Raw genomic sequence first — 24,838 nt, 5'->3', positions numbered from 1 at the left:
GTGAGTCTGATCATCTCTATTTGCTAATTGTCATCATTGCCTAAGGTCGGAAGGCTCCCGAAATTTAAGCGCAACAAATCTCACAAAAGCAGATGAAAAAGCTACTGGTACCCACTGATTTTTCCCCCGCCGCTCGTAGTGCAGGCCGCTACGCGCTCCATTTGGCACAGGAATTAAAACATGGCCTTCTACTGTGTCACTCCTGGTTAAGCCCCGTAGAAACACCCGGAGGTGCCCAAGTGGTTTGCCCCCTCGCCGATGACAGACCGATCAATGATGAAGTTTCTACCCAGCTTAAGGCCGAAGCTGAAAAATTGACGGAAAAGCGACATGAGATCGCGCAACTTTTTCCGGATCATTTCAGCCCTCCGCTGGCCTATTTAGCTGCAGCCGGCGAGTTGACCAACGTATTAGCAAAAATTACGGAGGAACAGCCGGTAACCATGGTTGTTATGGGTTTGTCCGGTGCCGGAAATCTGGAACACTTATTTATAGGCAGCCAAACAAAAAACGTCGTTAATCAAGCCACTTATCCCGTTTTGCTTATTCCACGGGATTTTACTTTCCGTCCTATTAAGCGGATCGCATTCGCTACCAGCCTGGACAAAAGTGACATTGCCGTTGTTCATTCCTTGGCAGGCCTGGCAAACATCTTCAGCGCTGAGATTAACATATGCCACGTTTCTAACGAAAAATTTGAGGAAGGGGAAGATAAATTTAAAGCGGATATCTTTATGTCTGAGCTTTGCGAGCGGGTAAACTGTGCTGATATTCACTATCATCATATCAAAAGTATGGATGTGGATCATGGGCTTGACTGGATCTACGAACACAGCCAGACCGATCTGGTAGTTATGGTCCACCGGCACCAAGGCTTTTTTCGCCGCCTATTTGGCGTCAGCCATACCCAGCAGTTGGCCAAACATATCGACCTGCCGCTTTTGGTTTTCCCTCCCGGCTATGGCGCGGCCCTGTAACTTTAGCTGGTATAAAAAAAGCCGCCTGAAAACAACCGGCGGCTTTTTTTATACCTTTTTAGAGTCCTCCTGTTTCAAGGTATGCCGGGATAACCAGAACGGGTAATTCCTGCTTTTTCAGCAGTTTAATACTCTGGCTGTTTCCGAAAAGCCGGCCCCAGAAACTGTGCTGGTCATGACAAAGCACCAAAAGATCTGACTTGTTTTCCAGGCAATGCCGGTTTAGCCGGCCGGTGATATCCCGGCCATAAATATTGTGATAACTAATATTTGGAAAGCGGAATTTGTCGATCATTTTTTTAAATTCTTCCTGGCGAAGCGCCGCGTCGTCTTCCTGCGAACCATATAGCATAACGTGGATGATCTCGAGTTCAAAGCCGAGCAGCCGCCCGATCCTGGTGAGGTAGTGTACTGCCCGCAGGTCGCCTTCATTCAGGTCGCTGGCAAAAGTGACTTTTTTTATTGGACCTGCCTTTTTATCTTCCGGGAACACCAACACGGGACGGTTGCTGTGATCGATAACCGCACGTGTATCACTGCCGAGGAAGAGATGGTCCAGCCTTCCACCTCTTCGACTGCCCATTACGATCAGTTCAATGTCTTTATGGTGCAGGTGAAGTTGCAAACAATCTGTGAGTGATCCATCCTCATGGCGCCATTCGATGGATGGCAATCTTTCCGTTGCAGGCATAGCTACCAGTTCTTCCTGCAAATTTTCTTTTAAGGCTTCCAGTTGCCCTTTGGATTGCTCACCATAAAGGAGGTTGTCAATCCCCCAGGAGTTATTGGGATATGCTTCCAGTGCCGGCTGTGGTGTCCAGGTGTGAAGAAGGACCAGGTTAGCGTGAAGTGCGCAGCAAAGCGGCAAGGCGGCTGAGGCAGCATGGGCTGCGGTCGAGCCCAGATCGGTTAAGACAAGGATTTTTTTCATGGTTTAAAAATTGATTTTCGGTAAGTAAATTAAAGGCAAATAGTTAATTATAAACATGATATCGGTCACAAGATGAATTGGGTGCAATCAGAAAAATATATGATCATGGTCATTCTCCGGCACCGCTTATTTGGCAACCTTTATCCTGTAAATGAATTTGTCATATGAAAACGATCGTCGCATTAACCGATTTTTCTCCGCACGGCAATCACGCCTGTCATTACGCCGCAGCACTCGCCGCACAAATCGAAGCTAACCTTCTATTGTGCAATGTTTATCTAGAACCCGCGTCTTTTCCCGGAGCGTATTCGATAGGTTGGCCAATGGAAGAATTTAACCTGCTGGAGGTGGAAAGCAACGATACGCTCCATTTATTACAGCAACAATTAGAAGAAGAATGGCGTGCCCGGCCGGGAACTCATCAGCTGCAGATCAGTACAGTGAGCACAGTGGGTGATGTTGCCTCGGTTTTAGCAGACCTGGAAAATTCCGGCGCGGTCTCCCTGGTTGTAGCAGGCACACACTGTGGAGGTAGTACAGGGGAGTTGTTTTTCGGTAATAAGATGCGCACCTTGATCGACAGTACCCGGCATCCTTTGTTGCTGGTGCCATTGGAAAGCCCTGTAACGCAATTAAAAAAGCTGGTCTTTGCCACGGACATGGAATTTCCGGAGCAGGATATCGCCGCTTTAAAGGTGATCAAAAAACTTGCTGAAAACACGGAAGCCGAACTACTGGTCACTACGGTTCTCAATGAAGTAGATCATGGCAGCGCCTGGGCAAAAGAAGAACAACAAATGTTGTCCGATCTTAGTCACGTAGCAGGAAATATGGGAGTGAAATGCAGGGTGATCAAAGGGGATCACGTAGACAACGTTCTACTTAAGTTTTGTACTGAAGAAAACGCGGACCTGCTGACCATGGTCCATCATAACCTGGGCATGGTTAAACGGTTGTTCAAAGGGAGCATGACCAAGAAAGTTGCCGGGAATAGTGGTATACCGTTGCTGGTCATTCCAGCCAAGTTAGCGTAAAGACGGGAGGATCATGCCGTCTTCCATCATGATAATGCGCTCCGTACGTTCCGCAAAGGCGTTATCATGTGTAACGACCAATAGCGTTTGGTGGTAGCTTTCGGCCAGCTCCTTGAAGATATCAAAAACTATCTCGGTATTTTTTTTATCCAGGTTTCCCGTAGGCTCGTCACCCATGATGATTACAGGGTCGTTAATGAGCGCCCGGGCGATTGCCACTCTCTGTTTTTGCCCACCTGATAGCTGGTTGGGCTTTTTGAGGGCTTCATCTGCGATATCCAATATTTTCAGTTTTTCCATAGCGCGGTATTCCACTTCCTGCGGAGAGATTTTTCCAAGTTTAAGACCCGGGAGCATTACATTCCGAAGCACTGAAAACTCGTTCAACAAATAATGGAACTGGAATATGAAGCCGATCTTCTCATTGCGTACCACCGCCAGTTCCTGTTCGCTGCGTCCTTTCATTGCACAGCCATCGATATGCAGCGTTCCCTCGTAATCCGTATCCATGGTAGAAAGAATATAAAGCAGCGTAGATTTGCCGCATCCGGATTTGCCAATGATCGAAGCGAACTCGCCACGGTCCAGGGAAAAGGTGACCTCCTTCAGTATCTGTATGGTTTGCGGATCATGGAAATATTTAGAGATGGCTGTGGCCTGTAAAAGTGTATCGTTCATTTTATTTCCCCCTGATGATAACGACCGGATCGACCCTGCTTGCTTTACGGGATGGAAAATAACCGGCCAGGTACGTGGTAATTATCGAAAAGACTCCCCCCGTCAGGTAAAACCGAGGGTTGAAGTCGATCGGATAAGTTTTGATCGTCGGCAGTGCGGTGGTATTGAAAGGAATATGTGCGACAATAGCGGACAGGCCGTAGCCCAGTAGAAGCCCGAATATCCCGCCGAACACTCCGATACTTAAAGCAATGACGTTAAAGATGCGGTTCACATCTTTAGCGGAGAAGCCGACCGCCTTTAATATGGCGATCGTATCAAGCTTTTCGTAGATCATCATATTCAGGATATTATATATGCCAAACCCGGCAACAATCAGCAGGGTGACCCCGACAGAATAGGAGATCAGTGTCCGGATAAAGTTTCCGGTTTCGAATTCGGAGTTGGCAGTCTGAATATCAATAGCATCCACATCAAATCGCTGCCTGTAGGTCCTGGCTAATGCCGGTGCCTGGCTAATATCTTTTAGTTTAACCTCAATGTCGGTTATGTAGTTATTGGATGCTCCCATGATCTTCTGGGCGGTTGCCACGGAGACATAGCTTTGTTCGTCATCAACCTGCTGAAGGCCTGTCTGGTAAATGCCGGCTACCTTTAGCGGGAACTGCTCACCCGTAACCGTGGTAATATGAATAACGTCACCGATATGGGCCAGCATTTTGATCGCGACCCCTTTACCCAGTAAAATGCTGTTGGACGTATTTTTCAGATCGATAAATCTGCCTTCAGTTACATAATCACTGAAAGAGAATAAGCGGTTCTCCCTGATGACATCTATCCCGCTGACAAGGCCGTTTAATTGGGTAGCGCCAACGTTATAAAAGACCTGCGTGCTCACCCGGGGCGAAACACCCATTACCTGCGGATTCATTTCCAGTACCTTCATAATAGGTAACGCATTATGAATTGCCAGGGGTTTTGAAACGGGTCTGACGGAACTGATAAAATGATGGTAACCATAAAACTGAGGCGATAATTCTATGGGTTGATGCTTTGCCGCTTCCACATCATTATACAACCGGATGTGAGGGGTACGGTTCACCACTAATCCATCAAGTAATTTATTAAGGCCTCCCATAAAACTGAGCAAGGCAATAAACATAGTGATACTGAAGGTCACGCCGATGGCTGCGACCAGGGTCTGCCGCCAGCGTGCCAGCAATAAGGAGCGGGCGATCTCTGTGATCAGTTTCAGGCTCACGGCATGGGATTTAAGATTTCATCCTGCTGTTTCAGACCAGCTAACACTTCTACCCAATTGTAATCGCTCAGGCCCGTTTTAATTGTTCGGGACTTTCCCCCGGACAATAAAACAGTAGAGTCGTTCATGAGACAAGACCGAGGGATCAGCAGCGCGTTCTTCTTAGTGCGGATAATGATATTGGCTTCAAGCGTGGTATTGGGGAATAATTTGGCGGGCGGTCTGGTGAAGGCGGCCTCCACTAAGAAAGTCTTACTGTGGTCGTTCATTGCCGGGTAGAGCTTGGTGACCACTGCCTCAAAAACCTGCCCTTTGTAGCTATCCATGGTGACCAATACTCGTTGTCCCGCAGCTATTCGGGCTATATCATATTCGTCGACCTGCATTTCCAGCAGGAAGCCGTTATTGCGGCCCAGCAAGGCCAGCGGTGTTTGCGGGTTTACAGACTCCCCGTTTTCCTTATATAATGCATATACCTTTCCATCCAGATTACTACGGAGGATAAAATCATTTTCCAGTTGCCGGCTAAGCTGCAGATTATTTCTGCTTTGGGCGGCGTTAAAATTGATCTGCCGCTGGAGGTCTTTCAGGTTCACACAGGCCGTATACCAGGTGGTCTGGCTTTGTTTCGCCGCTAATTCCCGGTCTTCCAGCTGCACTTTGGTGCCGATATCCTGCCGCCATAGGATGCGCTGACGTGCCAGAAGCACGGAATCATTCACCATTTTATCGTGCGCCGTTTCGACCTCCTGACGGGCAGCTTTCAATTTACCCTGATTTGCCGCTGCAGCAGTGTAGACAGCGCTCAATTCTGCATTTTCTTTATTTAACTGTTGTGCTTCCCTGCTGATCAATAATATGGGCGACCCTTTGTATATCTGATCTCCGACTTCTACGAACCGTTTTTGGATGACTCCGCTAACCGAGGCAAACGCCTGATACTGATCCCCGCTTTTTAGACTACCGGAGGCATAGACAGACTCGGATATGGAAGACAGCGATGGGTGGATCTTTTCCTGATGATTCTTGCAGGCAAATAAAAATAGACAGAGTATGAGGGATAATTGACTGCGCATGTTTGACTTTTCCAATACGGTTTCCTGTTAACAGCAAAGATCCTGTTTGCGCCAATACCGGGAAACGATACTGGTCAGCAAAAAAAATGATGCTGATCACTTTTGCAGGTAAAAGGCGCGTGAAAACCTACACCGCGGCAGGCTTTTATCCGATTCAAACTTTTCAAACGGAAATCGTCACGGGATACCTGCGCCTTAAATATGGCTGATCTTTCCGCGGCATTATTTTGCAGTAACCGGAGCCATATGGACTCGCTCAGGAACATCTTTTCAGGTCAATAATAACAAAAACTTTTTTGCCGATATGGAAATGGGCGCCTGACTGTATAGCAAAGCAATCTGTCCAGGTGGTCTATTCCCGGTAAGCATCGCGAATCCGGATTCAAAATATAGAATTCCCACAGGAGCAAACCACGCTGATCGACCTTATCTGCAGGTGGCCGGAGCCGGCAACTCTCGGCGAAAAGAATTTGAACAGCAGCCTACATTTTAACAGAGAAAAGCTTTAACTTTTCTTCGTGGAAGTTTTACGATACTTGTGACGCACTTTGCGGACAGTTAAACCCGACGATGTATGTCGTTGAGATGATCGGGACTTTTTGGGGCTTGTTTCAGTAGTGATCGGAATAAACGAGTTGCAGGAAATAAAAGGGACCGATGCGAACATCCGGCGGTGCCACCTCCAGTCATTGGCAGGTTTGTATAACATGGGTTTATTCAAAATACGTCGAATTCAGTATCAGCTGATCCTTCACGATTCTATAGCGATCTGCAGCCTCAGTTATTGTTTTTGCATTTTTTAGCGCCGCCACGTCATTGATAAGCGGCTTTAGCCAGTGGTGCAGCGCTTCATGGGCCGGACCTGACATGTGGCATTCCGTCACCATTTTAGTAATGCCATCAGCCAGGTCGAGCCGAACCTCCTGATAGTCTTCTATGGTTTTGGCTTCAGAAGTATCAAATGCCCGGACTGTGTTCCGGAGGTTGATCAGATTATTTTGAGTAGCCTGGTCAACTTTCCATTTTTGACCGCTATTCAACACTAAGGGCACACTTTCCTCCTTTTTTTCTTCAATATCGCTAACCGGGCTATCGATGATATTCTTTTCCGTATTTCGATGACCTTCACAACCCATCAGCAGGCTGCTTAAGACTAATGCAATAAACAATCGCTTCATATCCAATTTTTATGGCGGAAAACCGGTGACCTGTGATTTAGGACAATTTTCCAATGGTTACAAAATTAGTTAAACGTTAAAGGCGGAAAGTGACAAGGATCATGTTTAAAACTGAGTTTCATCATGTCTCCCCTGATCAATTAAGGACACTTTTGTCTTAAATAATTAATGGGTCTTGATCGCTAGGCGCCGTAGTTTACAATGAGCTGCGTGATACCGCTTAAAAATTGAAGCCTTTACCACAAACAATTCATAAAACGAAATGATGAACAGAAAGCTCACTTTGACAACAGTAGTAATAGCGGTGATCACGTCGCTATTCATGTTTAGCTGTGGACCTGGCAACGGGGCATCAGCTGATGAATCCGCCAGCAATGCCACGACGGCGCCGGCGTCCGACAAGCCTGCGGCAGCTTCTTCTTCCAGCGAAAAGGGCTTGGGGAAATTTACAGATGTAAAACTAACCTCGCCGTTGGATCAGAACATGGTCAGCCAGGGCAAGTCTATCTTTGATGTAAAGTGCAGCAGCTGTCATAAACTTACCGATGAGAAATTGGTTGGACCGGGCTGGAAAGGGGTGACCGACAGACGCAAACCGGAATGGATCATGAATTTCGTAACCAATACAGACGAAATGATCGACAAAGACCCGAATGCACAAGCACTGCTCGAAAAATGTATGGTACGCATGCCGAATCAGCATTTGAGCGATGATGATGCCCGTCACATTCTGGAATTCATGCGTAATAACGACGGAAAAAAATAAACCCTTTCACCTAACGATACAATTTATATCATGAAAAAAACTTTGATAACGCTATGTACAGTTGCCGCTGTGGCAACCATACATAGCTGTAAAATGAAAACCGCTGACTCTGCCGTTTCCGGCGATGCGGCCTCAAAAGTCTATGTGGCACCCGGCAAATATGACGAGTTCTATAATTTCGTTTCCGGCGGTTTTAGCGGAAATGTTACCGTTTACGGACTGCCTTCTGGCAGGTTGCTGAAAACCATTCCTGTGTTTTCGGTGTTTCCGGAAAACGGATATGGTTACAGCGAGGAAACAAAAGCCATGCTGAATACCACCAATGGTAAAGTAGATTGGGATGACCAACACCACCTGGAGTTGTCGCAGACCAATGGTAAACATGACGGTCGCTGGTTATTCGCTAATGCGAATAATACACCAAGGGTTGCCAGGATCGACCTGACCAATTTCCGTACCCAGGAGATCCTCCAAATACCGAACAGTGCGGGTAACCACTCCTCGCCGTTCTGTACGGAAAATACAGAATACATTGTTGCAGGTACCCGTTTTTCGGTACCGATGGGTGATGCCGATGTACCGATCAGTTCCTTTAAAAAGAACTTTAAAAGTACAGCCTCATTTATCAGTGTGGATAAGAACACCGGGCGCATGAAGATCGCCTTTCAGATCGTTCTTCCAGGTATGAACCTGGACCTGAGTCACGCGGGCAAAGGACCTTCACATGATTGGTTTTTCTTTTCCTGCTATAATACCGAACAGGCTTATACCATGCTGGAAGTCAATGCTTCTCAAAAGGATAAAGACTTCATCGTGGCGGTGAACTGGAAGAAAGCCGAAGAATATGCCAAAAGCGGCAAAGGCCATACCTTGCCAGCTTCTTATGCCCATAATACTTTTGATGAAAACACACAGAAAGCTTCTACTGTAATGGAAAAAGATGTGCTGGTTTTAGATCCTAAGGATTGTCCGGATATGGTCTATATGATTCCTTGTCCTAAATCTCCACACGGCGCGGACGTTGACCCGACCGGTGAATATATTGTTGGCAGCGGTAAACTGGCCGCGCTGATCCCGGTGTTCTCGTTCGATAAAATCCAGGCTGCGATCAAAAACAAAACTTTTGAAGGGGACTTCTACGGTATCCCCGTCATCAAATATGAAGCAGCCTTACATGGCGAAGTAAAAAAACCAGGTTTAGGCCCGCTGCACACGGAATTCGATGGTAAGGGCAATGCCTATACGTCGATGTTCCTTTCATCAGAAGTCGTGAAATGGCGCATCAGCGACCTGCAGGTACTGGACCGTGCACCGACCTATTATTCTGTAGGTCACATCATGATCCCTGGCGGGGATACCCGTGAGCCTTACGGTAAATATCTGGTGGCTTATAATAAGATTACCAAGGACCGCTATCTGCCGACAGGGCCGGAATTATGCCAGTCTGCCCAGTTGTATGACATCACTGGCGATAAGATGCAACTGCTGCTGGACTTTCCAACTACGGGCGAACCGCACTATGGTCAGGGGCTTCCTGCAAGCATGATTAAAGACAAACAGGTCAAATTCTTTGACATCAATAAGAATCATAATGAATTCGTATCGATGGGTGAGAAAAATACGAAAGTGGTTCGCAACGGAAACCGGGTAGATGTCTACATGACCGCCATCAGGTCGCACCTGACCCCGGATAATATTGAAGGTGTGTTTGTGGGTGACGACGTTTACTTCCATGTGACCAACCTGGAACAGGATTGGGATATCCCGCATGGTTTTGCCGTCAAGAATTCTTCTTCGGTGGACCTGCTGATCATGCCTGGAGAAACCCAAACCATCAAATTTACTCCGGTTAAACAAGGTATATATCCTTTCTATTGTACTGATTTCTGCTCTGCCTTGCACCAGGAAATGTCGGGTTATCTCCGGGTATCGGCTAAAGGCGCCAATGTACCCTTGAAATTCGGTTCAGGCGTTACCGCACCGGAAACTGCCGCAAAATAATTAACACTGATCGAGGGCAATGCTGCATTGCGGCATTGCCTTTTTTATAGGCCAGAAAATGAAAAAGTTAACTAATCCCGGAAAAATAAGCATCATTGCCGTAATTGTGTTATTAGTGTCGTTGTGGTTTTTCCCCATGTGGCGAATCGACCTGCGTGCACCACAATACCCCGGCGGTTTATCCATGAAGATATGGATCAATGATGTAAAGGGCGATGTCGATATTATCAACGGCTTAAACCATTATATCGGTATGAGCACGATTCACAAAAAAGACTTCCCAGAATTTGTTTTCCTGCCAACGACCATGATGGTCTTTATGATATTGGGCCTGGTTGTCCTGGTCCTCAACAGGAAAATTGGTTATTACCTATGGACCGGTGTATTCACATTCATCGCCATTTTTTCATTTTATGACTTTTATAAGTGGGAATATAATTATGGACACAATCTGGATCCGGCGGCACCGATCAAGGTTCCGGGCATGTCTTACCAGCCTCCATTGTTCGGCTACAAAAAACTACTGAATTTCGAAGTGCTGTCTCAGCCAGATGTCGCGGGCTGGTGTTATATCTGTGCTGGCGTCATCCTCGTGTCGGCGGTAATTTACGAATGGAAAAAAAGCGTAACCAAATGAAAAAACTACTGAGCATTATCAAAACCGCGCTGTTCTTTGCCTTGCTTGCTGGTTGCAAGCCTGGTTTTGAGCCAGTCAATTACGGACATGACAGCTGCACCCATTGCCGTATGACCATTGTGGATATGCATTTTAGCGCTGAACTGCTGACCAGTAAAGGGCGCGCTTACAAGTTTGATGATTTCGGCTGCCTGTTAAAATATCTGAAGGACGAACATATCCATGATCCGGGCATGAAGATATATGTGGCTGATTTTGACCATCCCGGAGGGGCGTTTTTAGATGCCCGCCGGGCGGTTTTTATTCGGAATGAAAACCTGCATTCCCCCATGAATGGCAATCTTGCCGCTTACACTGATAAAACGGCTGCCACCCATGCGGGAACGGAAATAAAATTGCTTACGCTGCCTGACCTTGAATAATGAAACACACTTTTGGTATATGCTGGATATGGATACTGCTGCTTTCCGCTGTGGAAGGCAATTGTACAGAGATCCGCGTCAGGCCGGGCGTGAACAGCCTTCGCATGGCTATTGGGCGGGCAACGGCGGGAGATACTTTGCTTATACAGGCAGGGCTATATCGCGAGCACGACCTTACTATTGATAAGAAACTGACCTTGATCGGTGCTGGTTATCCCCATATTGACGGGGAGAACAGGTATCAGTTGCTTCTGGTAACAGCCGACGGCGTTTCGATCTCGGGCCTGCAGCTCCAGCATGTAGGCAAAGCCAGCCTGACGGATATGGCGGGTATCAAAGTAATAGGCGCAAAAAACGTCACTATTTCCAATAACCATTTCTTTAACAACACTTTTGGCGTTTATCTCCAGAATGCATCCCAATGTCGGGTGGTTAAAAATCTGATCCATTGTGATATAAGTGACGAGGTGAATGGCGGAAACGGCATACACGCGTGGAAGTCCGACCACCTGACCATTGAGCGAAACACCATTTCGGGACAGCGTGACGGGATCTATTTCGAGTTTGTAACTGAATCCTATATCCGTGGTAACCGTTCTTTTAGGAATGCACGCTATGGGCTGCATTTCATGTTCTCCCATCACGATACCTACACACAAAACGTATTTCAGGATAATGGCGCGGGCGTGGCGGTCATGTACTCCAAGGGTGTAATCATGCGCGACAATCTTTTTCTGCATAATTGGGGGGATTCGTCGTATGGCCTGCTGTTGAAAGAGATAACTGATAGTTATATTGAACATAACCGGTTCGTCAAAAACACGATCGGCCTGCACATGGAGAGTACGACCCGTGTCGAAGTTAAACGCAATCTTTTTCAGGAAAATGGCTGGGCAGCAAGGGTTCAGGCCAGCTGTAGTGGCAGTGATTTTACCGCCAATAATTTTATCGGTAACTCCTTTGATGTGGCCACCAATGGCACGATGATGCTCAATACGTTTAACAGGAATTACTGGGATAAATACGATGGCTATGATCTGAACCGGAACCAGGTAGGTGACGTGCCTTACTACCCGGTCAGTGTGTACTCCGTGATCACCGAAAAGATCCCCGTCACTATGATCCTTTACCACAGTCTGTTAAGTGACATCATGGATCAGGTGGAGAAAGTCATGCCGACCGTTATTCCCGATAAATTAAGGGACAATGAGCCGCTTATGAAAAAAATAACATTATGATCTCAATCAATAACCTCAGCAAATCCTTCGGTAATTTCAAAGCGCTGGATGACCTCAGTCTGGAACTGGAGCGAGGGAACACCGTATCGCTCCTGGGCCCGAACGGCTCCGGTAAAACGACACTCATTAAATCGATCCTGGGCCTGGTGATACCTGAAAGCGGGTCGATCGCCATTAACGGTACACTGGTAAAACAGGATTTTGCTTACCGTTCCCGTATTGGTTATATGCCCCAGATCGGAAGGTATCCTGAAAATATGACGATCAAACAGGTGATCGATATGCTTAAAGAAATTCGCAAAGACCACCGCGATCATGACGAGGAATTGATGGAAAGCTTTGAACTGCGGACTATACAGCATAAAACTATGCGCAGCCTTTCGGGTGGCACCCGGCAAAAGGTCAGCGCCTGTCTGGCCTTTCTGTTTAAGCCCGATATACTGATCCTGGATGAACCGACCGCAGGTCTTGACCCGCTGGCCAGTGAACTTCTTAAAGACAAGATCGTAAAGGAAAGAAATAAAGGCAAACTGATCCTGATCACCTCGCACGTTTTAAGTGACCTGGATGAGATCACCAGCCATGTCGTTTACCTGCAGGACGGCAAACTTGTCTTTTACAAGGATGTGGAGGAACTGAAAATGGCTACCGGCGAACAAAAACTGAACAAAGTGATCGCTACCATTATGCAAAAAGATTTTATCGACCAACATTTCAGCGTATGAGAACGATCATCAAATATGTATTGCTGGACCTGCTCCGGAACAAAACGATCCTGGTTTATACCCTGATCCTCGCTGTTCTGGCAGTGAGCGTGCTGAGCATGAGCGGCAATTCTTCCAAAGGCCTGCTGAGCTTACTCAACATTACCCTGCTGTTCGTTCCGATCATCAGTATATTATTTGCAACGATCTACCTCTTCAATTCCGTTGAATTTACGGAACTGCTGCTGGCGCATCCGATCAAGCGGCGGATTATGCTGATTGCGGAATTCACAGGGGTTGCCTTAGCATTAGCCATGGCATACCTCTTGGGGGTCGGCTTGCCGGTGATCTTTTTAAATTACAGTCCGGCATCACTCACGCTCTTGTTGAGCGGCTTGTTCCTGACCCTCATATTTACTGGGCTTGCGCTGGCGATCTTCGTGGTCTTTAAAGATAAGACCAAGGGCATTGGTGCAGCTATCATCACTGCTTTGTTTTTTACGCTGTTGTTTGATGGCTTACTCTTGTCCTTTATTTACTCCTTCAGTGATTATCCAATCGATAAACCGCTATTGGGCATGGTTTCCCTGAATCCGGTCGACCTGGGCCGTATCCTGGTGCTTCTACAGCTGGACGTTGCAGTTATGATGGGTTATTCCGGCGCCTTGTTTAAAGAGTTTATGGGTTCAGTGTTCGGCAGCCTTTACAGTGTCGCGTGCATGAGCCTGTGGGTGATTTTACCTTTATGGTATGCCATGCGAAAATTTGACAGAAAAGACCTTTAAAAATACTAATCATGAATTGGCCCTGCTGAAACCAGAAAACGGACGCCTCACCGGGTGGCTTTTTCTGCTCATGGCATAACAAAACCGATAAACTTAATTGATCTCACCATGGAAACTGTACAAACCCCTGCCACGCAAACCTATACCGCTGACGAGGCTTACGAAAGGTCGCTCGCCTATTTTGATGGGGATGATCTGGCGGCCAGGGTCTGGGTAAGCAAATATGCGCTGAAAGATTCTTTCGGCAATATTTTTGAAAGCTCTCCCGACGACATGCACCGCCGGATCGCGGGTGAGATCGCGCGGATCGAACAGCGCTATGCCGCACCGATGAATGCCGGTGAAATATATGAGTTGATCCGGGATTTCAGATATCTGATTCCCCAGGGAAGTCCGATGACCGGTATCGGTAACCCTTACCAGATCGCCTCCCTTTCCAATTGCTTTGTGATCGGCCAGAACGGGCATGCCGACTCTTATGGCGGGATCATGAAAACCGACCAGGAACAGGTGCAATTGATGAAAAGACGGGGCGGTGTGGGCCATGACCTGTCCTATATCCGGCCAAAGGGATCTCCCGTAAAAAATTCTGCGCTGACCTCCACGGGCATTGTCCCATTCATGGAACGCTTCTCTAATTCTACCCGTGAGGTGGCCCAGGATGGGAGACGTGGTGCGCTGATGTTATCCATTGCTATCCGTCACCCCGATGCAGGAGACTTTATTGATGCGAAACTGGATCAGGGTAAGGTTACCGGGGCTAATATTTCGGTCCGTCTCGACGATGATTTTATGCAGGCCGTAAAAACGGGGCTGCCCTACCGACAGCGGTACCCGGTAAACAGTGATGAGCCGCTCTATGAACAGGATATTGACCCGGCGCAGCTTTGGAGCAAGATCATTCACAATGCCTGGAAGTCCGCCGAACCCGGCGTGTTGTTCTGGGATACCATAATCCGCGAATCACTGCCCGATTGCTACGCGGACCTGGGCTTTGCGACGATATCGACCAATCCATGCGGCGAAATTCCCTTGTGCCCCTATGATTCCTGCCGCCTGCTGGCGATCAATTTATTCAGTTATATAGATCAGCCATTTACGGCCGAAGCCCGTTTTGACTGGGAACTATTCCGGAAACATATACATGCTGCCCAGCGCCTGATGGATGATATTATCGACCTTGAACTGGAAAAGATAGAAGTTATTTTGCAAAAGATCGATAAAGATCCGGAGGATGCCGAACTGAAGCGTATAGAAAAGCATCTATGGCTGAATATAAGGAAAAAAGCCTTGGAGGGCCGTCGCACAGGAATTGGTATCACTGCCGAAGGCGATATGCTTGCCGCTTTGGGACTACGCGATGGCAGTGAGGAAGGAACGGCGTTCGCCGTTAAGGTACATCAAACCGTGGCCCTGGAAGCCTACCGGGCTTCCGTAACGATGGCTAAATCCCGGGGGGCATTCCCTATTTTCGAAGCCGGAAAGGAAAAGGAAAATCCATTTATCCTGCGCTTAAAAGAGGCGGATCCGGAGTTGTTTTACGAGATGCAGGAATACGGGCGTCGTAATATCGCCTTACTAACGATAGCGCCCACCGGGACGACGAGCCTGATGTCACAGACCAGTTCGGGTATCGAACCGGTGTTCATGCCGGTTTACAAGCGACGCCGGAAGGTCAATCCGGGCGACCAGAATGCCCGCGTGGATTTTGTAGACCAGGTCGGGGATTCCTGGGAAGAGTACGTGGTTTTTCATCACAGGTTCCGACAATGGATGACCGTCAACGGCTATGATACGAACAGGGATTATTCGCTGCAGGAACTGGAGGAACTGGTAGCACGTTCGCCCTATTATAAAGCGACTGCTAATGACGTTGATTATCTTAAAAAAGTAGAAATGCAGGGGGCCATACAAAAATGGGTCGATCATTCGATCAGCGTGACCATAAATATGCCGGCTGATGTTTCAGAAGATCTTGTCAGTCAGTTATATATGGCCGCCTGGGAAGCTGGTTGCAAAGGTGTGACCGTTTACCGTGACGGTTGCCGTTCAGGTGTACTGGTAGCCAATACCGCCACTGAAACAAATCCGGATATGATCAGCTTTACGACTACCCGGCCGCCAATACTGGACGCCGAGATCGTCCGCTTCCAGAACAGCAAGGATAAATGGATAGCGTTTATCGGCTTGATCGAAGGGAAACCTTATGAGATCTTCACCGGGCTTGCAGATGATGAAAACGGCCTGTTGATACCGAAATGGGTAAATGAAGGGCTGATTCTTAAAAGCAGGGATCCGGAAGGGACATCGCGTTACGATTTTCAATACAAAAACCGCCACGGCCATAAAACTACGATCGAAGGTTTATCCTATAAGTTTAACCCGGAGTACTGGAATTATGCCAAACTGATCTCCGGCACCCTACGTCATGGTATGCCCATTGAAAAGGTCGTTGACCTGGTCAGCAGCCTGCAGTTGGATGAAGCCATCAATACCTGGAAGAACGGTGTGGCACGGGCGCTAAAAAAATATATCCCTGATGGCACCCAGGCGCGAAAACAGCGATGCGCGACCTGTCAGTCTACCAATATCCATTACCAGGAGGGCTGCCTTACCTGTAAGGATTGCGGCTCTTCGAAATGCGGCTAAGCAAAGAGAGCCTGCTGGATTTTCCGGCAGGCTCTTCATAAAAAGCTTCAATTCACCTCACCAACCCAGTTCCCGCCGTCCCATTTCACTGATCATATCCGCTGACCAGGCTGGGTTAAAAGTGATCTCGACAGCAATCGTGAAAGCGGGAAAGGCTTTGGCTGCGCTCATTTCAACTGCCGAACGAATGTAATCACCCGCCGGGCATGCCGGTGTGGATAATGTCATCAGAATGCTGATCTTTCTCTCTTTCACATCAAAGGAAAAACCATAGATCAGCCCGAGGTCAACAACATTCAGATCGAGCTCAGGATCCTTGACCACGGATAAGATTTCCATAAGCAGTAGCTTTTCCTGGTATTGCGGGTCAGTTATCGCGATCTCGATCATTTTCTGAGTTTATTAATGATGTAAAACACATGACCTGCATACAGCAACGCTGCAGTCGTCATTAATGCGCTGCCCGGATACATCAGCCACTGGCTCCTCAAAAGTATACCGGTTAGGAACAGCAGGAAGCCGGTCAGGTACGGATAAAGCTGGATCTTTACCAGTTTTTCGCTATACAGGTCCCTGGGCTGCAGATCTGCGATCTTGTCCGGTTTATTCAGGTGCGTCCAAATGATAAAGGGAAGGGTTTTAAAGGTCTGCCCCATGATCAGGATCGTGATAAAGCCTGCAAAAAAAGCATAACCATAGGCCGAAACAATGTTGACCGGTGTTTCCTTGACCCAGAACAATGCCGCCATTAGCAGCATAAATGGCAACGCAATCGCCGCTATGGCAATGGTCGTCATTTTCATGCCGGCATCCATTTTTTTTCGGATGGCGCTCCGGTAGCAATGATACAGATAAACCAGATAAAAAGCGAGGCCACCTATCACCAGCGTGACATCAATCAGCAGTCCATTAGCAGTTTGAAAGATCATGCCTTCCGCTAAAAGAAGTACTAAACCGATATTGATCAGGTAGTAGGCGGCCGTCAGGTATTTTCTGACTTCTTTTCGGCTTAATAAAAACATGGGCACCAGCCTGGAACTTACGCCTATTACCAGCAGCAGGAACCAGCCCGCCATTCCTATTGAAGCGTGTATGCGCAGGTAATGCAGATGGTTTTCCGGCAGCAAGCCAAACCGGAAGTTGAGTAAGAGGAACAGACCGATACTTGCCGTAACGATCAGCCATAGGTGTGCAGTAACCATGAAGTCGACGGCGATGGCTGGTGTCGCTTTTCGCGTTGTCAAAATGATATTGGCCACATGAATGATCAGCGCAGTAAGAATCAGCCCCGCGCCGGTAAAGATCATCGCGCCCAATTCGAATACCCAGAAGGCATGCACCAGCAGGCAGGTGCCCAAGGTGATCAGTAAGAAGGATAACAACGGTAAGTTTTCACTATACAGTTTTTTATCCGCAATAACCGGGATCAGCTGATTGCTTGCACCCATGATCACCATGGTTGCCCAGCCAAAGACCGTCAGGTGCGTGATGGCCAATATATGTGGCTGGAAAAAATGACCACGGAAATCGCCTACCGAAAGCAATGTCAGCGCCGAAATAAGAAGCAGTGAAATTACTGCCGCTAAATAATAAGGCAGGATCGCACGTTTGCGGGGTACCTGGTGAGCTGGCATTTCCATTATTGTCCTGGATAAATGATGAGATCAATACCTTCACCGGCAGCTTGCCAGGAAAATTTAAAATGACGTTCCGTTAACTCCGGTAACAAGTAGACCGGGACCTTTTTGTGGTGAACATACAATGCCGTTTCACCGGGTAATTCTTCCAGCTTCTCCAGTATCGTGATCATGGGGCGGGGCATTTCCAGCGCCCGTACGTCAATGGTCACCAGCTTACCGGCAAAAGTTTCCAGTAAGGTCGCAAATTCCTGCCCGGTCTGTTGATATGCGGCTGGCACAGCCGATTCATCGTCCGCGGTAATATAGGTTTCTACGAGGTCTGCTGATTTCCGCAGCACTGTTACCAGGAAATGTCTGGACTTCAATATCTTGACCAGCGGTGCAGGCTCAAAAGAATTGATCAGGAGCAGGGTTTGCCCGGCGCCTATACCTTTGACCGCTGTCATGATCTGCTGGAAAGGGTCGTTCCCTGAAGCTAACAAAGGACGGGCGTCAAATACCTGGTCATAGACGAGCGCGGCATGTTCGCCGATCTTTTCGGGATTCATTCCGGCAACATCTTCGGTAAGGTCCACCTGGAAACCGATGCCACCAAGGCTATTCAAAATGAGCTCACTGGTGCAATTACCGATCTTTGCGGCGTCAGCAATGGTCGCTCTCCCGGCGAGAACTTTTCGCAGTACCGGGTTTCTCAGCTTTTTAAAAAACGGGTTCAATTTCACCAGGACATCCACAGCGCGGCTGTCTGCTTTGATGATCTCGCTGATCTTGGAATTGTTATTAATGGTCATAACTTGAATAGATAAGCCGGACCAGTAAAGCCGGTCCGGCAGGTTATTTAGCCACCGGCCTGTTCCAGGTCGATCGCTTTCGGAAATAGGATGTTGTTTTCAAGGTGGATATGCAGGTGAAGATCGTTTTCAAAATCTTCCAGCTTTTTGAATAGCAGGCCATAGCTGTTGCAGGCATTTTCTGGCAAGGTATAATTATTGGTGAGAGTCCTGATATCCTCAGCTAAACGGCCAACGATATCATGGTCGTTTTCCATCACGGCAACCGGTTCTTTTACCGAAGTAAAGGTTTGCGGTGCGTCCTGGCCGTTCGCGCGGGCCTCCACCTGTTTGATGTAAGGAAACAGGATGGTTTCTTCTTTCTTCATGTGCAGTATGAGTTCATTGCCCATCGCGCTCAATTTATCATATACCTTGATCAGTTCAGGATGGACGTCCCCATGACGTTTGGCCACCTTCCCGCCAAGCTCCAACAATATGGGCAGGTTGTTCTTTACATATCCATGGTGAACATTGACGATATAATCGGCCAGGAAGGCCAGGTTCCAGGAACCGAAATCATGCTGCGCAGCGACAGCCGCAGTCTGTGGTTTTTCGAGTTCCGCCCGGACAGCTAAAACATCGAGGCCTTTTTCCCGGCAGGCTGCCTCCAAGGTTTTTTTACCACCGCAGCAAAAATCCAGTCCGAATTTTTTAAGTACTTCGGCTTTGCGCAGGTCTTTGGCCACGATCTCACCCATGGTCTGCGCTTGCCCCTCCGCGTCGTTCCTGCGGATCTCCACTTCCCAGATCGCGGGGCCGTTCAACAGGTAATTCCAGGTAAAACAATTACCACGCTCACCTAATAATTGATAATAAAGAGGTTTGGGGTCATGGTCATTATGGATGATCATCGCTGTGCCAGGTAATAATTTGTCAAAATGGGCAAATATCGTTGGGTGTTTTAAGCGGGGTTCGATGATGGTCACATCTAATACTTCGGGTTGTAATTCTTCAGTCTGGTTCATATAATTAATTTTTTATGTTAAAGATTTTCTTGTTTCAGTAGAAATTTGTCTGCCTGTTGAGCGCTGGCATCTGGCGCAACCTATGGCCGTCATCATCGCACCGGCTAACAGAAAGAGGGCGGTCACCCAGAGCCATATCGGGCAGGACGGGCAACTGGCGGAGCACATGGCAGCGAGTCCCTGGGTCATTAGTAGCAGTTCATTGACAATGACCGCAGTGGTAAAAATGGCGATACCCCATAACCTTGTTTTACCCGGGAAATTTAAATAGCCATTAAGAAAAAAGTGGGCCAGGAGAAAAGTCGTGACAAACCCCAACATGACCAGGTGCAGGTAACCAATAATCACCGGACGGTTATCAAATATTAGCGCGCCGAGTTCCGGAAAAACGATCCCAGCCTGCATCAGGGTCTTCAAAACGAAGGCGGTCATAGCTAATGCAGTCAATATCCGCAAAGGTTTTGGTCCCGATCTCAGGCTGGTCCACGCAGCTTTAAATACAAAACTAAAATAGTGCAGACAAACTAGAAGCATGATGCATCCGATCGCAGCCAAACTGCGGATCAGGATATTAGGATAATGCCACAAGTAGGAAAGAAAAAGGGTGGGCAGTACAGCAGCCGATAACAGCCCGGCAAACCGAACGGCCTGTTGCCGGGTTTTACCAGACCAGGTATCACTTATTTTGGCGAACCATACCGCAAAAACAGCCAGGGTAAAAAAGCCGTTATACTGCAGATGCAGGTAAGTATAAATGGAATCCTTATATAAAAGCAGATTAACCGAATGAGTGGCCAGCATATAAGCCAGTGTAAACGGACCTACGGAAGAAATGCAAAGGGACGCAAGTGAGACGACTGCCAGTTGAAAAATAAACGGGGAAACCGCTGACTTACGCAGGTCCCTGATAAAGCACCAGGAAAATGCATAGGTGGCGAAAATAAAAAGGGTGGAAAAGGAGATCGACCAAAAGCCGTAGCCCTGGAAGGGAAAGCTCAGCAGCATGCCTGCCGCCGTCAGGAATATACCGCCCAGCAGGTAATTGTACTTCCGCTGTCCGCTAAATTTTGCGGGTAACAACTCGAAAGTAAACAAGGTTAGCAGACACAGGGTGATCCAGCCACCAAAGGCAAAGTGCGAATGTGCATTCAGTATATATTTAAAATCCAGCCATGGAATTGAAAACAGGATCTTACTGCGTAAGACTGCGCCCAGCAATGCAACCACCGCGAGATTGAACAGGCATAGGGTAATCCAGTTATGTTTTCTTTTTATCATTATTTGAGGTATATAAAGACCTTTTTGTCTTTCATCGGTCAACGACCTGATTAATTCTTTCTTAAAAAACCACCGCCCTTTTTCAGTTCAGTAGCCATCTCCGCGATCGTCGCCTTCTCCATCATTTTGATTATGGCGTTGCGGATGGGCTTGAACTGGTGATGGATCGGGCAGGGTTCCTTTTCTGAACACTCCTTCAAACCAAGGCCGCAGCCTCTGAACAGGCCATCTCCGTCTACCGCTTTAACGATCTCGATCAGGGAGATCGCCGGCTGCGTGTTGTCCAGATAAAATCCGCCGTTCACCCCGGCTTTCGAACTAATGATGCGGGTTTTCGTCAGCACCTGCAGGATCTTGGCCGTAAAGTGCTTTGGAGCAACGATATGGTCGCATATCTCACCGATCCCGACCATTTTATCCCGTGTACCCTCAGCTGCGATATAGATCGCTGCACGGATGGCATATTCACTGGATTTAGAAAACATAATGATCGGAGTTAATCAACATCTCGTCAGGGTTCTGGAAAACGTTCCTGCAAAGGTTCATGCTTTTTAGTTCATGGGCCATGACCGGCGTCACGCCAAAATATGATATTGGTCAGTTGACTGCCTGGCTATTATGAAGGGGGCTGATGGCCAGATAAAAAACAACGTTGAGCTTATCATTGGTTCTGATCATACCGCCCAGTTTACGCGGGGGGATGAGGTTGAATTCGGTAAAGGTAACATCGCGTGTGCCCAACAAGTGGATTTCCCGCTGCGAATCAGTGGATACCTGATACCTAACCTCAAAGCGTTTTTTCACCCCGGCCAGTTCAATATCGACGAGGCCGGTGATCATTTCGGGCTGCGCGGAAAGTGCGGGCATTTTGCTGAGGGAAAGAAAACTGATCTTCAGGGCAGGTACCACGGGTTCTTTCAGGGTTTTGCGCAGGTCGTTGGTCATGATCGCGTTATGACAGTCAAAGCTCCGGATCTTCAAAATAACCGTACCCGAGAGCGCAACGCCAACCTGCCCTTTGGTCAGTATGAGGGTATCCGTCCGCCCGTAACTGGGAATATCACAAGTAAATTTATTGATATTGGTGCTCCCGTTGATCATTAGGCTGCTGTTTTTATTGATCAGCCATTTTTCGGCATCCCCAGGGTCAAACGTTGAACGGTTTCCGGTAAATCCGGTCAGCAATAACAGAACGATCATCCACCCTAAATTTATAAAACGCATAACGTTAATTTTGATCAGGGGTTAATTTTAGCGAACACCATTCCTGCCAGGGTTGCCTGTACCAAACCGTAAATAAACCAGCTGCTCACCATGGCAATGGTGATATCAAGCGCACTAAAAGAAATCCACATGACCGGCAGCAGGGCAATGAAGGCATAGACAAGCCCGAATTCTATTCCTCTTAAAATGAAGTAACCTTTGAACATTCCTTTGAACCGGTCCCAAAACCACGAAAGCGAAAAACTGAATACAAAGGCATGGAGGTAAAAGAGTACGTCCCTGCTGCCGTCGGAATTAAACAGCGGATTAAAGTATTCGGTAAAAAGCGATGGAAAGTATTTGACGGCCAGGTAAAGACTGCCGTAGCTTAAGACAAACAATATGCAGCCGGCGATCAATCCGGCAAACAGAATCCTTTTCATATTAATGAGGTATGAACCAAACCTCATTAAAAATGTCAAGGAGGTTGGTTAATGGTTGGGTTGGTTAAAACGAGATCGCCGCCTGAATGACAAGACCGCTGAATTTGCCGCCGTTAAACAGGTTCGTCGCATCATAGCCCTTATACTGCTGGCTCACATATTCACCCTTCATCATGATGTTTTTGGTCAGAAACCAGCCGGCAGAGGCCGCAGAGCGGTTGACCGTTACATTGCTGCTATTGCCGGTAATGGTAGCGTTCACGGTGTCATAGCGGTAGCCGATCCAGAAATTCTCTGTTTCAGCCGGGAACCGGTAGACCAGATCGCCCGCGTATTGTTTGGCGCTACGGTTGCTGGTTTCCGTGATCGCACGCCCCCTGGCATTTTCGATGGTTCCGAAAAATTCAAGCCCTTTATATTTAAGGAACAGATTGCCCATGAAGCTATGATTCTCCTCGCTAAAACCAGGATTGAACCTGCCGGAGAATGCATTGTAGTCCACAGCCTGTGTCAGGCTGGTGCCGGCTGCGGTAGTCGGGTTTGACATCACGTTGAAGTAATTCGATCCAGAGCGGTCGCCGCCAAAAAGGGTGTTGCTGTTCGCGCTGTTTACTGTATAAAACGATCCTGACACCCTTAACCTGAAATCGGGGTTTAATTGTTTGTCGTATCCCAATTTACCCAAAAATGCCGGTGGGAATTTATTTACCTGACCTGTTGCCGCGTCAATCTTAGTTGGTGCGATGGTCACCGCATTGAGTTCGCCATCGGTAATACCGCCCATCGCGAATAGACCTGTTTTCTGGCATTTATAATACACATGCATCCCGATCTCGGTAGCGAATTCATCCATTACATAATTCTCTATGAAAGGATTGTAAATCGTGTTTCCTCCATCCGATCTGCGGAAATGCTGATCACCGTAGTCCACATCAGACTGTCCTACCACGAAGGTTACATTCTTCATGATATCATCCACCAACGGGCTGTGCAGGAAAGGCATTTTATCAATCTGTAAATAGCCGCCTTTTACCCAGGTATCCTCATGGTGCCTGGTAGAAAGGTAAGAGGTCAGATTTAAGCGGATACCATCTGCTAACTGGACGTCAAAGATCAGATTGGCCATAGGGAGGTTAAAGCCATTATACAAAGGTGTAATACTGTTCACGTCGCCGGTTGAGGTGCCTACCGTTTTGATGACCGGGGTGGCCGTATTGGAAGCTTTCAGGGTCTGATACGCCAGGGTAAAACCTCCACCGATCTTTACTTTAAGGCCTGTGAATTTTACGGTATCTTTTTTACTGGTTTCAAACACGTTGATACCGCTTTTATCGTTAGGACGATAAAACTGCATTTGTGCGTCCTGTGCATGGGTTATGAGGGGTGTGAAGCTAATCCCTGATAGGGTTATAGCAGCTACTATGGTTAGATATTTAATTTTCATAACAATGATTTTTATAGGGATTTAGTTAATAGCTGATTATTTTTATAGGTAAGATTGAATTGTATCGTCAGATCGTTTTTAACCTTCATGGCACCCAGCATAAAGCTTGGTGGCTCGATCTTATAGTCGGTCAGCTTCAGGTTCTCAGAACCTGTAATGGTGATTGTATTATCGGGATTAACCCCAGCTGTGATATACATTACAATGCTTTGGGTAACGCCTGCGATAGTCAGGTCACCTGTCGCCTTCACCTGGTACTTATTCTTTGCGGCTGCCGTTATCAGGGCAGTTGTTAACTTATAAGTAACCTTTGGATATTGGTCGGCTTTCATCGTTTTGTAAGTTCTGCCGTCCATCGATTCATGTTCGCTTTTGAGGCTTTTCGCATTTACCGAAAAGGTGAAGGCCGTAATACTGCGAAGCTGGTTCTCTTCGATCTTGAAATCACCCTGGCTTTCCATGACCGTAGAAGTCAACGTCCAGTCGTGAACATTCGATGAACCGAGCACCTTGATCGAGACATCTTTATCAGGTATTAATTTGAAGGTTTGGGCGTTCAGGTTCCGGGCTGATACGCCAATCATGATGGCTGCGAGCATCATGGCGGACACTATTTTTTTTGTGAAATGATTCATAACGCATTGTTTTAATTAATGCTCAAAAGTAGCTTGCCCGGGACGGGTGAAGAATGACCT

At 47.5% G+C, this 24,838-nt stretch carries 25 protein-coding genes; 10 read left to right on the top strand and 15 right to left on the bottom strand.

What is annotated here, in order from left to right; all coding sequences use genetic code 11:
• The first annotated feature begins 92 nt into the window (after nt 1-92).
• Nucleotides 93-977, top strand: coding sequence for a universal stress protein (locus tag G7092_RS02260; RefSeq protein ID WP_166085794.1), 885 nt, complete (start codon nt 93-95; stop codon nt 975-977).
• A gap of 58 nt (nt 978-1,035) precedes the next feature.
• Here the strand turns inward: G7092_RS02260 and G7092_RS02255 are convergent, their stop codons facing one another.
• Entirely contained in the window at nt 1,036-1,908 is an 873-nt protein-coding gene (locus G7092_RS02255; protein ID WP_166085792.1) for a universal stress protein, read from the bottom strand.
• A 164-nt stretch (nt 1,909-2,072) separates the two neighbouring features.
• Here G7092_RS02255 and G7092_RS02250 point away from each other — a divergent pair, with 164 nt between their 5' ends.
• Nucleotides 2,073-2,942 carry a universal stress protein gene (locus G7092_RS02250; protein ID WP_166085790.1) on the top strand — a complete coding sequence of 290 codons (870 nt, stop codon included), beginning with the start codon at nt 2,073-2,075 and terminating at the stop codon, nt 2,940-2,942.
• On the opposite strand, the gene G7092_RS02245 is transcribed toward G7092_RS02250, so the two are convergent.
• The 4 genes from G7092_RS02245 to G7092_RS02230 form a co-directional block, all read right to left on the bottom strand.
• Nucleotides 2,934-3,620 carry an ABC transporter ATP-binding protein gene (locus G7092_RS02245; RefSeq protein ID WP_166085789.1) on the bottom strand — a complete coding sequence of 229 codons (687 nt, stop codon included), beginning with the start codon at nt 3,618-3,620 and terminating at the stop codon, nt 2,934-2,936. The genes G7092_RS02250 and G7092_RS02245 overlap by 9 nt on opposite strands.
• A 1-nt stretch (nt 3,621) precedes the next feature.
• Nucleotides 3,622-4,881: an ABC transporter permease gene (locus G7092_RS02240; protein ID WP_166085787.1), complete on the bottom strand. Its 1,260-nt coding sequence runs from the start codon at nt 4,879-4,881 to the stop codon at nt 3,622-3,624.
• Nucleotides 4,878-5,735, bottom strand: a complete 858-nt coding sequence (locus G7092_RS02235) for an efflux RND transporter periplasmic adaptor subunit (RefSeq protein WP_369074286.1) — start codon at nt 5,733-5,735, stop codon at nt 4,878-4,880. Before G7092_RS02235 ends, G7092_RS02240 begins: the two co-directional genes overlap by 4 nt.
• Nucleotides 5,736-6,670: 935 nt before the next feature.
• On the bottom strand, nt 6,671-7,135 hold the full coding sequence (locus G7092_RS02230) for a hypothetical protein (RefSeq protein ID WP_166085783.1): 465 nt from the start codon (nt 7,133-7,135) through the stop codon (nt 6,671-6,673).
• A 262-nt stretch (nt 7,136-7,397) separates the two neighbouring features.
• Here G7092_RS02230 and G7092_RS02225 point away from each other — a divergent pair, with 262 nt between their 5' ends.
• From G7092_RS02225 to G7092_RS02190, 8 genes are all read left to right on the top strand, one after another.
• Nucleotides 7,398-7,901: a c-type cytochrome gene (locus G7092_RS02225; protein ID WP_235953761.1), complete on the top strand. Its 504-nt coding sequence runs from the start codon at nt 7,398-7,400 to the stop codon at nt 7,899-7,901.
• Between the two features lie 30 nt (nt 7,902-7,931).
• Nucleotides 7,932-9,902, top strand: a complete 1,971-nt coding sequence (gene nosZ / locus G7092_RS02220) for a Sec-dependent nitrous-oxide reductase (RefSeq protein WP_166085781.1) — start codon at nt 7,932-7,934, stop codon at nt 9,900-9,902.
• A gap of 58 nt (nt 9,903-9,960) precedes the next feature.
• Entirely contained in the window at nt 9,961-10,539 is a 579-nt protein-coding gene (locus tag G7092_RS02215) for a hypothetical protein (protein ID WP_166085779.1), read from the top strand.
• Nucleotides 10,536-10,961, top strand: coding sequence for a nitrous oxide reductase accessory protein NosL (locus G7092_RS02210; RefSeq protein ID WP_166085777.1), 426 nt, complete (start codon nt 10,536-10,538; stop codon nt 10,959-10,961). The genes G7092_RS02215 and G7092_RS02210 overlap by 4 nt, the downstream gene beginning before the upstream one ends.
• On the top strand, nt 10,961-12,199 hold the full coding sequence (gene nosD / locus G7092_RS02205; protein ID WP_166085774.1) for a nitrous oxide reductase family maturation protein NosD: 1,239 nt from the start codon (nt 10,961-10,963) through the stop codon (nt 12,197-12,199). Before G7092_RS02210 ends, nosD begins: the two co-directional genes overlap by 1 nt.
• Nucleotides 12,196-12,924: an ABC transporter ATP-binding protein gene (locus G7092_RS02200; RefSeq protein ID WP_166085772.1), complete on the top strand. Its 729-nt coding sequence runs from the start codon at nt 12,196-12,198 to the stop codon at nt 12,922-12,924. The genes nosD and G7092_RS02200 overlap by 4 nt, the downstream gene beginning before the upstream one ends.
• The gene (locus G7092_RS02195) at nt 12,921-13,688 is read left to right on the top strand and encodes an ABC transporter permease (protein WP_166085770.1); all 768 of its coding nucleotides are present in this window, start codon (nt 12,921-12,923) and stop codon (nt 13,686-13,688) included. The genes G7092_RS02200 and G7092_RS02195 overlap by 4 nt, the downstream gene beginning before the upstream one ends.
• A 108-nt stretch (nt 13,689-13,796) precedes the next feature.
• A complete protein-coding gene (locus G7092_RS02190; RefSeq protein WP_166085768.1) occupies nt 13,797-16,337 on the top strand; it encodes an adenosylcobalamin-dependent ribonucleoside-diphosphate reductase in 2,541 nt (846 codons plus the stop codon).
• Nucleotides 16,338-16,394: 57 nt separating this feature from the next.
• Here the strand turns inward: G7092_RS02190 and G7092_RS02185 are convergent, their stop codons facing one another.
• From G7092_RS02185 to G7092_RS02140, 10 genes are all read right to left on the bottom strand, one after another.
• Entirely contained in the window at nt 16,395-16,727 is a 333-nt protein-coding gene (locus G7092_RS02185; RefSeq protein ID WP_202985198.1) for a metal-sulfur cluster assembly factor, read from the bottom strand.
• A complete protein-coding gene (locus tag G7092_RS02180; RefSeq protein ID WP_166085765.1) occupies nt 16,724-17,977 on the bottom strand; it encodes a hypothetical protein in 1,254 nt (417 codons plus the stop codon). The genes G7092_RS02185 and G7092_RS02180 overlap by 4 nt, the downstream gene beginning before the upstream one ends.
• On the bottom strand, nt 17,977-18,768 hold the full coding sequence (locus G7092_RS02175; protein WP_166085763.1) for a DUF2249 domain-containing protein: 792 nt from the start codon (nt 18,766-18,768) through the stop codon (nt 17,977-17,979). Before G7092_RS02175 ends, G7092_RS02180 begins: the two co-directional genes overlap by 1 nt.
• A 47-nt stretch (nt 18,769-18,815) precedes the next feature.
• Nucleotides 18,816-19,775 (bottom strand): iron-sulfur cluster repair di-iron protein, encoded by a 960-nt coding sequence (ric, locus tag G7092_RS02170; protein WP_166085761.1) that lies wholly within the window; start codon nt 19,773-19,775, stop codon nt 18,816-18,818.
• Between the two features lie 12 nt (nt 19,776-19,787).
• Nucleotides 19,788-21,053 (bottom strand): hypothetical protein, encoded by a 1,266-nt coding sequence (locus tag G7092_RS02165; protein WP_166085759.1) that lies wholly within the window; start codon nt 21,051-21,053, stop codon nt 19,788-19,790.
• 50 nt (nt 21,054-21,103) lie between these two features.
• Complete coding sequence (locus tag G7092_RS02160; RefSeq protein ID WP_166085757.1) at nt 21,104-21,538, bottom strand: RrF2 family transcriptional regulator; 435 nt, start codon at nt 21,536-21,538, stop codon at nt 21,104-21,106.
• Nucleotides 21,539-21,650: 112 nt separating this feature from the next.
• Nucleotides 21,651-22,277: a YceI family protein gene (locus G7092_RS02155; RefSeq protein WP_166085755.1), complete on the bottom strand. Its 627-nt coding sequence runs from the start codon at nt 22,275-22,277 to the stop codon at nt 21,651-21,653.
• Between the two features lie 14 nt (nt 22,278-22,291).
• Entirely contained in the window at nt 22,292-22,699 is a 408-nt protein-coding gene (locus tag G7092_RS02150; protein ID WP_166085753.1) for a hypothetical protein, read from the bottom strand.
• A gap of 64 nt (nt 22,700-22,763) precedes the next feature.
• Nucleotides 22,764-24,143, bottom strand: a complete 1,380-nt coding sequence (locus G7092_RS02145; RefSeq protein WP_166085750.1) for a hypothetical protein — start codon at nt 24,141-24,143, stop codon at nt 22,764-22,766.
• A gap of 11 nt (nt 24,144-24,154) precedes the next feature.
• Nucleotides 24,155-24,778, bottom strand: coding sequence for a YceI family protein (locus G7092_RS02140; RefSeq protein ID WP_166085748.1), 624 nt, complete (start codon nt 24,776-24,778; stop codon nt 24,155-24,157).
• Between the last annotated feature and the right edge of the window lie 60 nt (nt 24,779-24,838).

The organism is Mucilaginibacter inviolabilis, assembly GCF_011089895.1.
GTDB classification, from domain to species: Bacteria; Bacteroidota; Bacteroidia; order Sphingobacteriales; family Sphingobacteriaceae; genus Mucilaginibacter; species Mucilaginibacter inviolabilis.
This window is presented reverse-complemented; position numbering and strand designations above follow the sequence as displayed.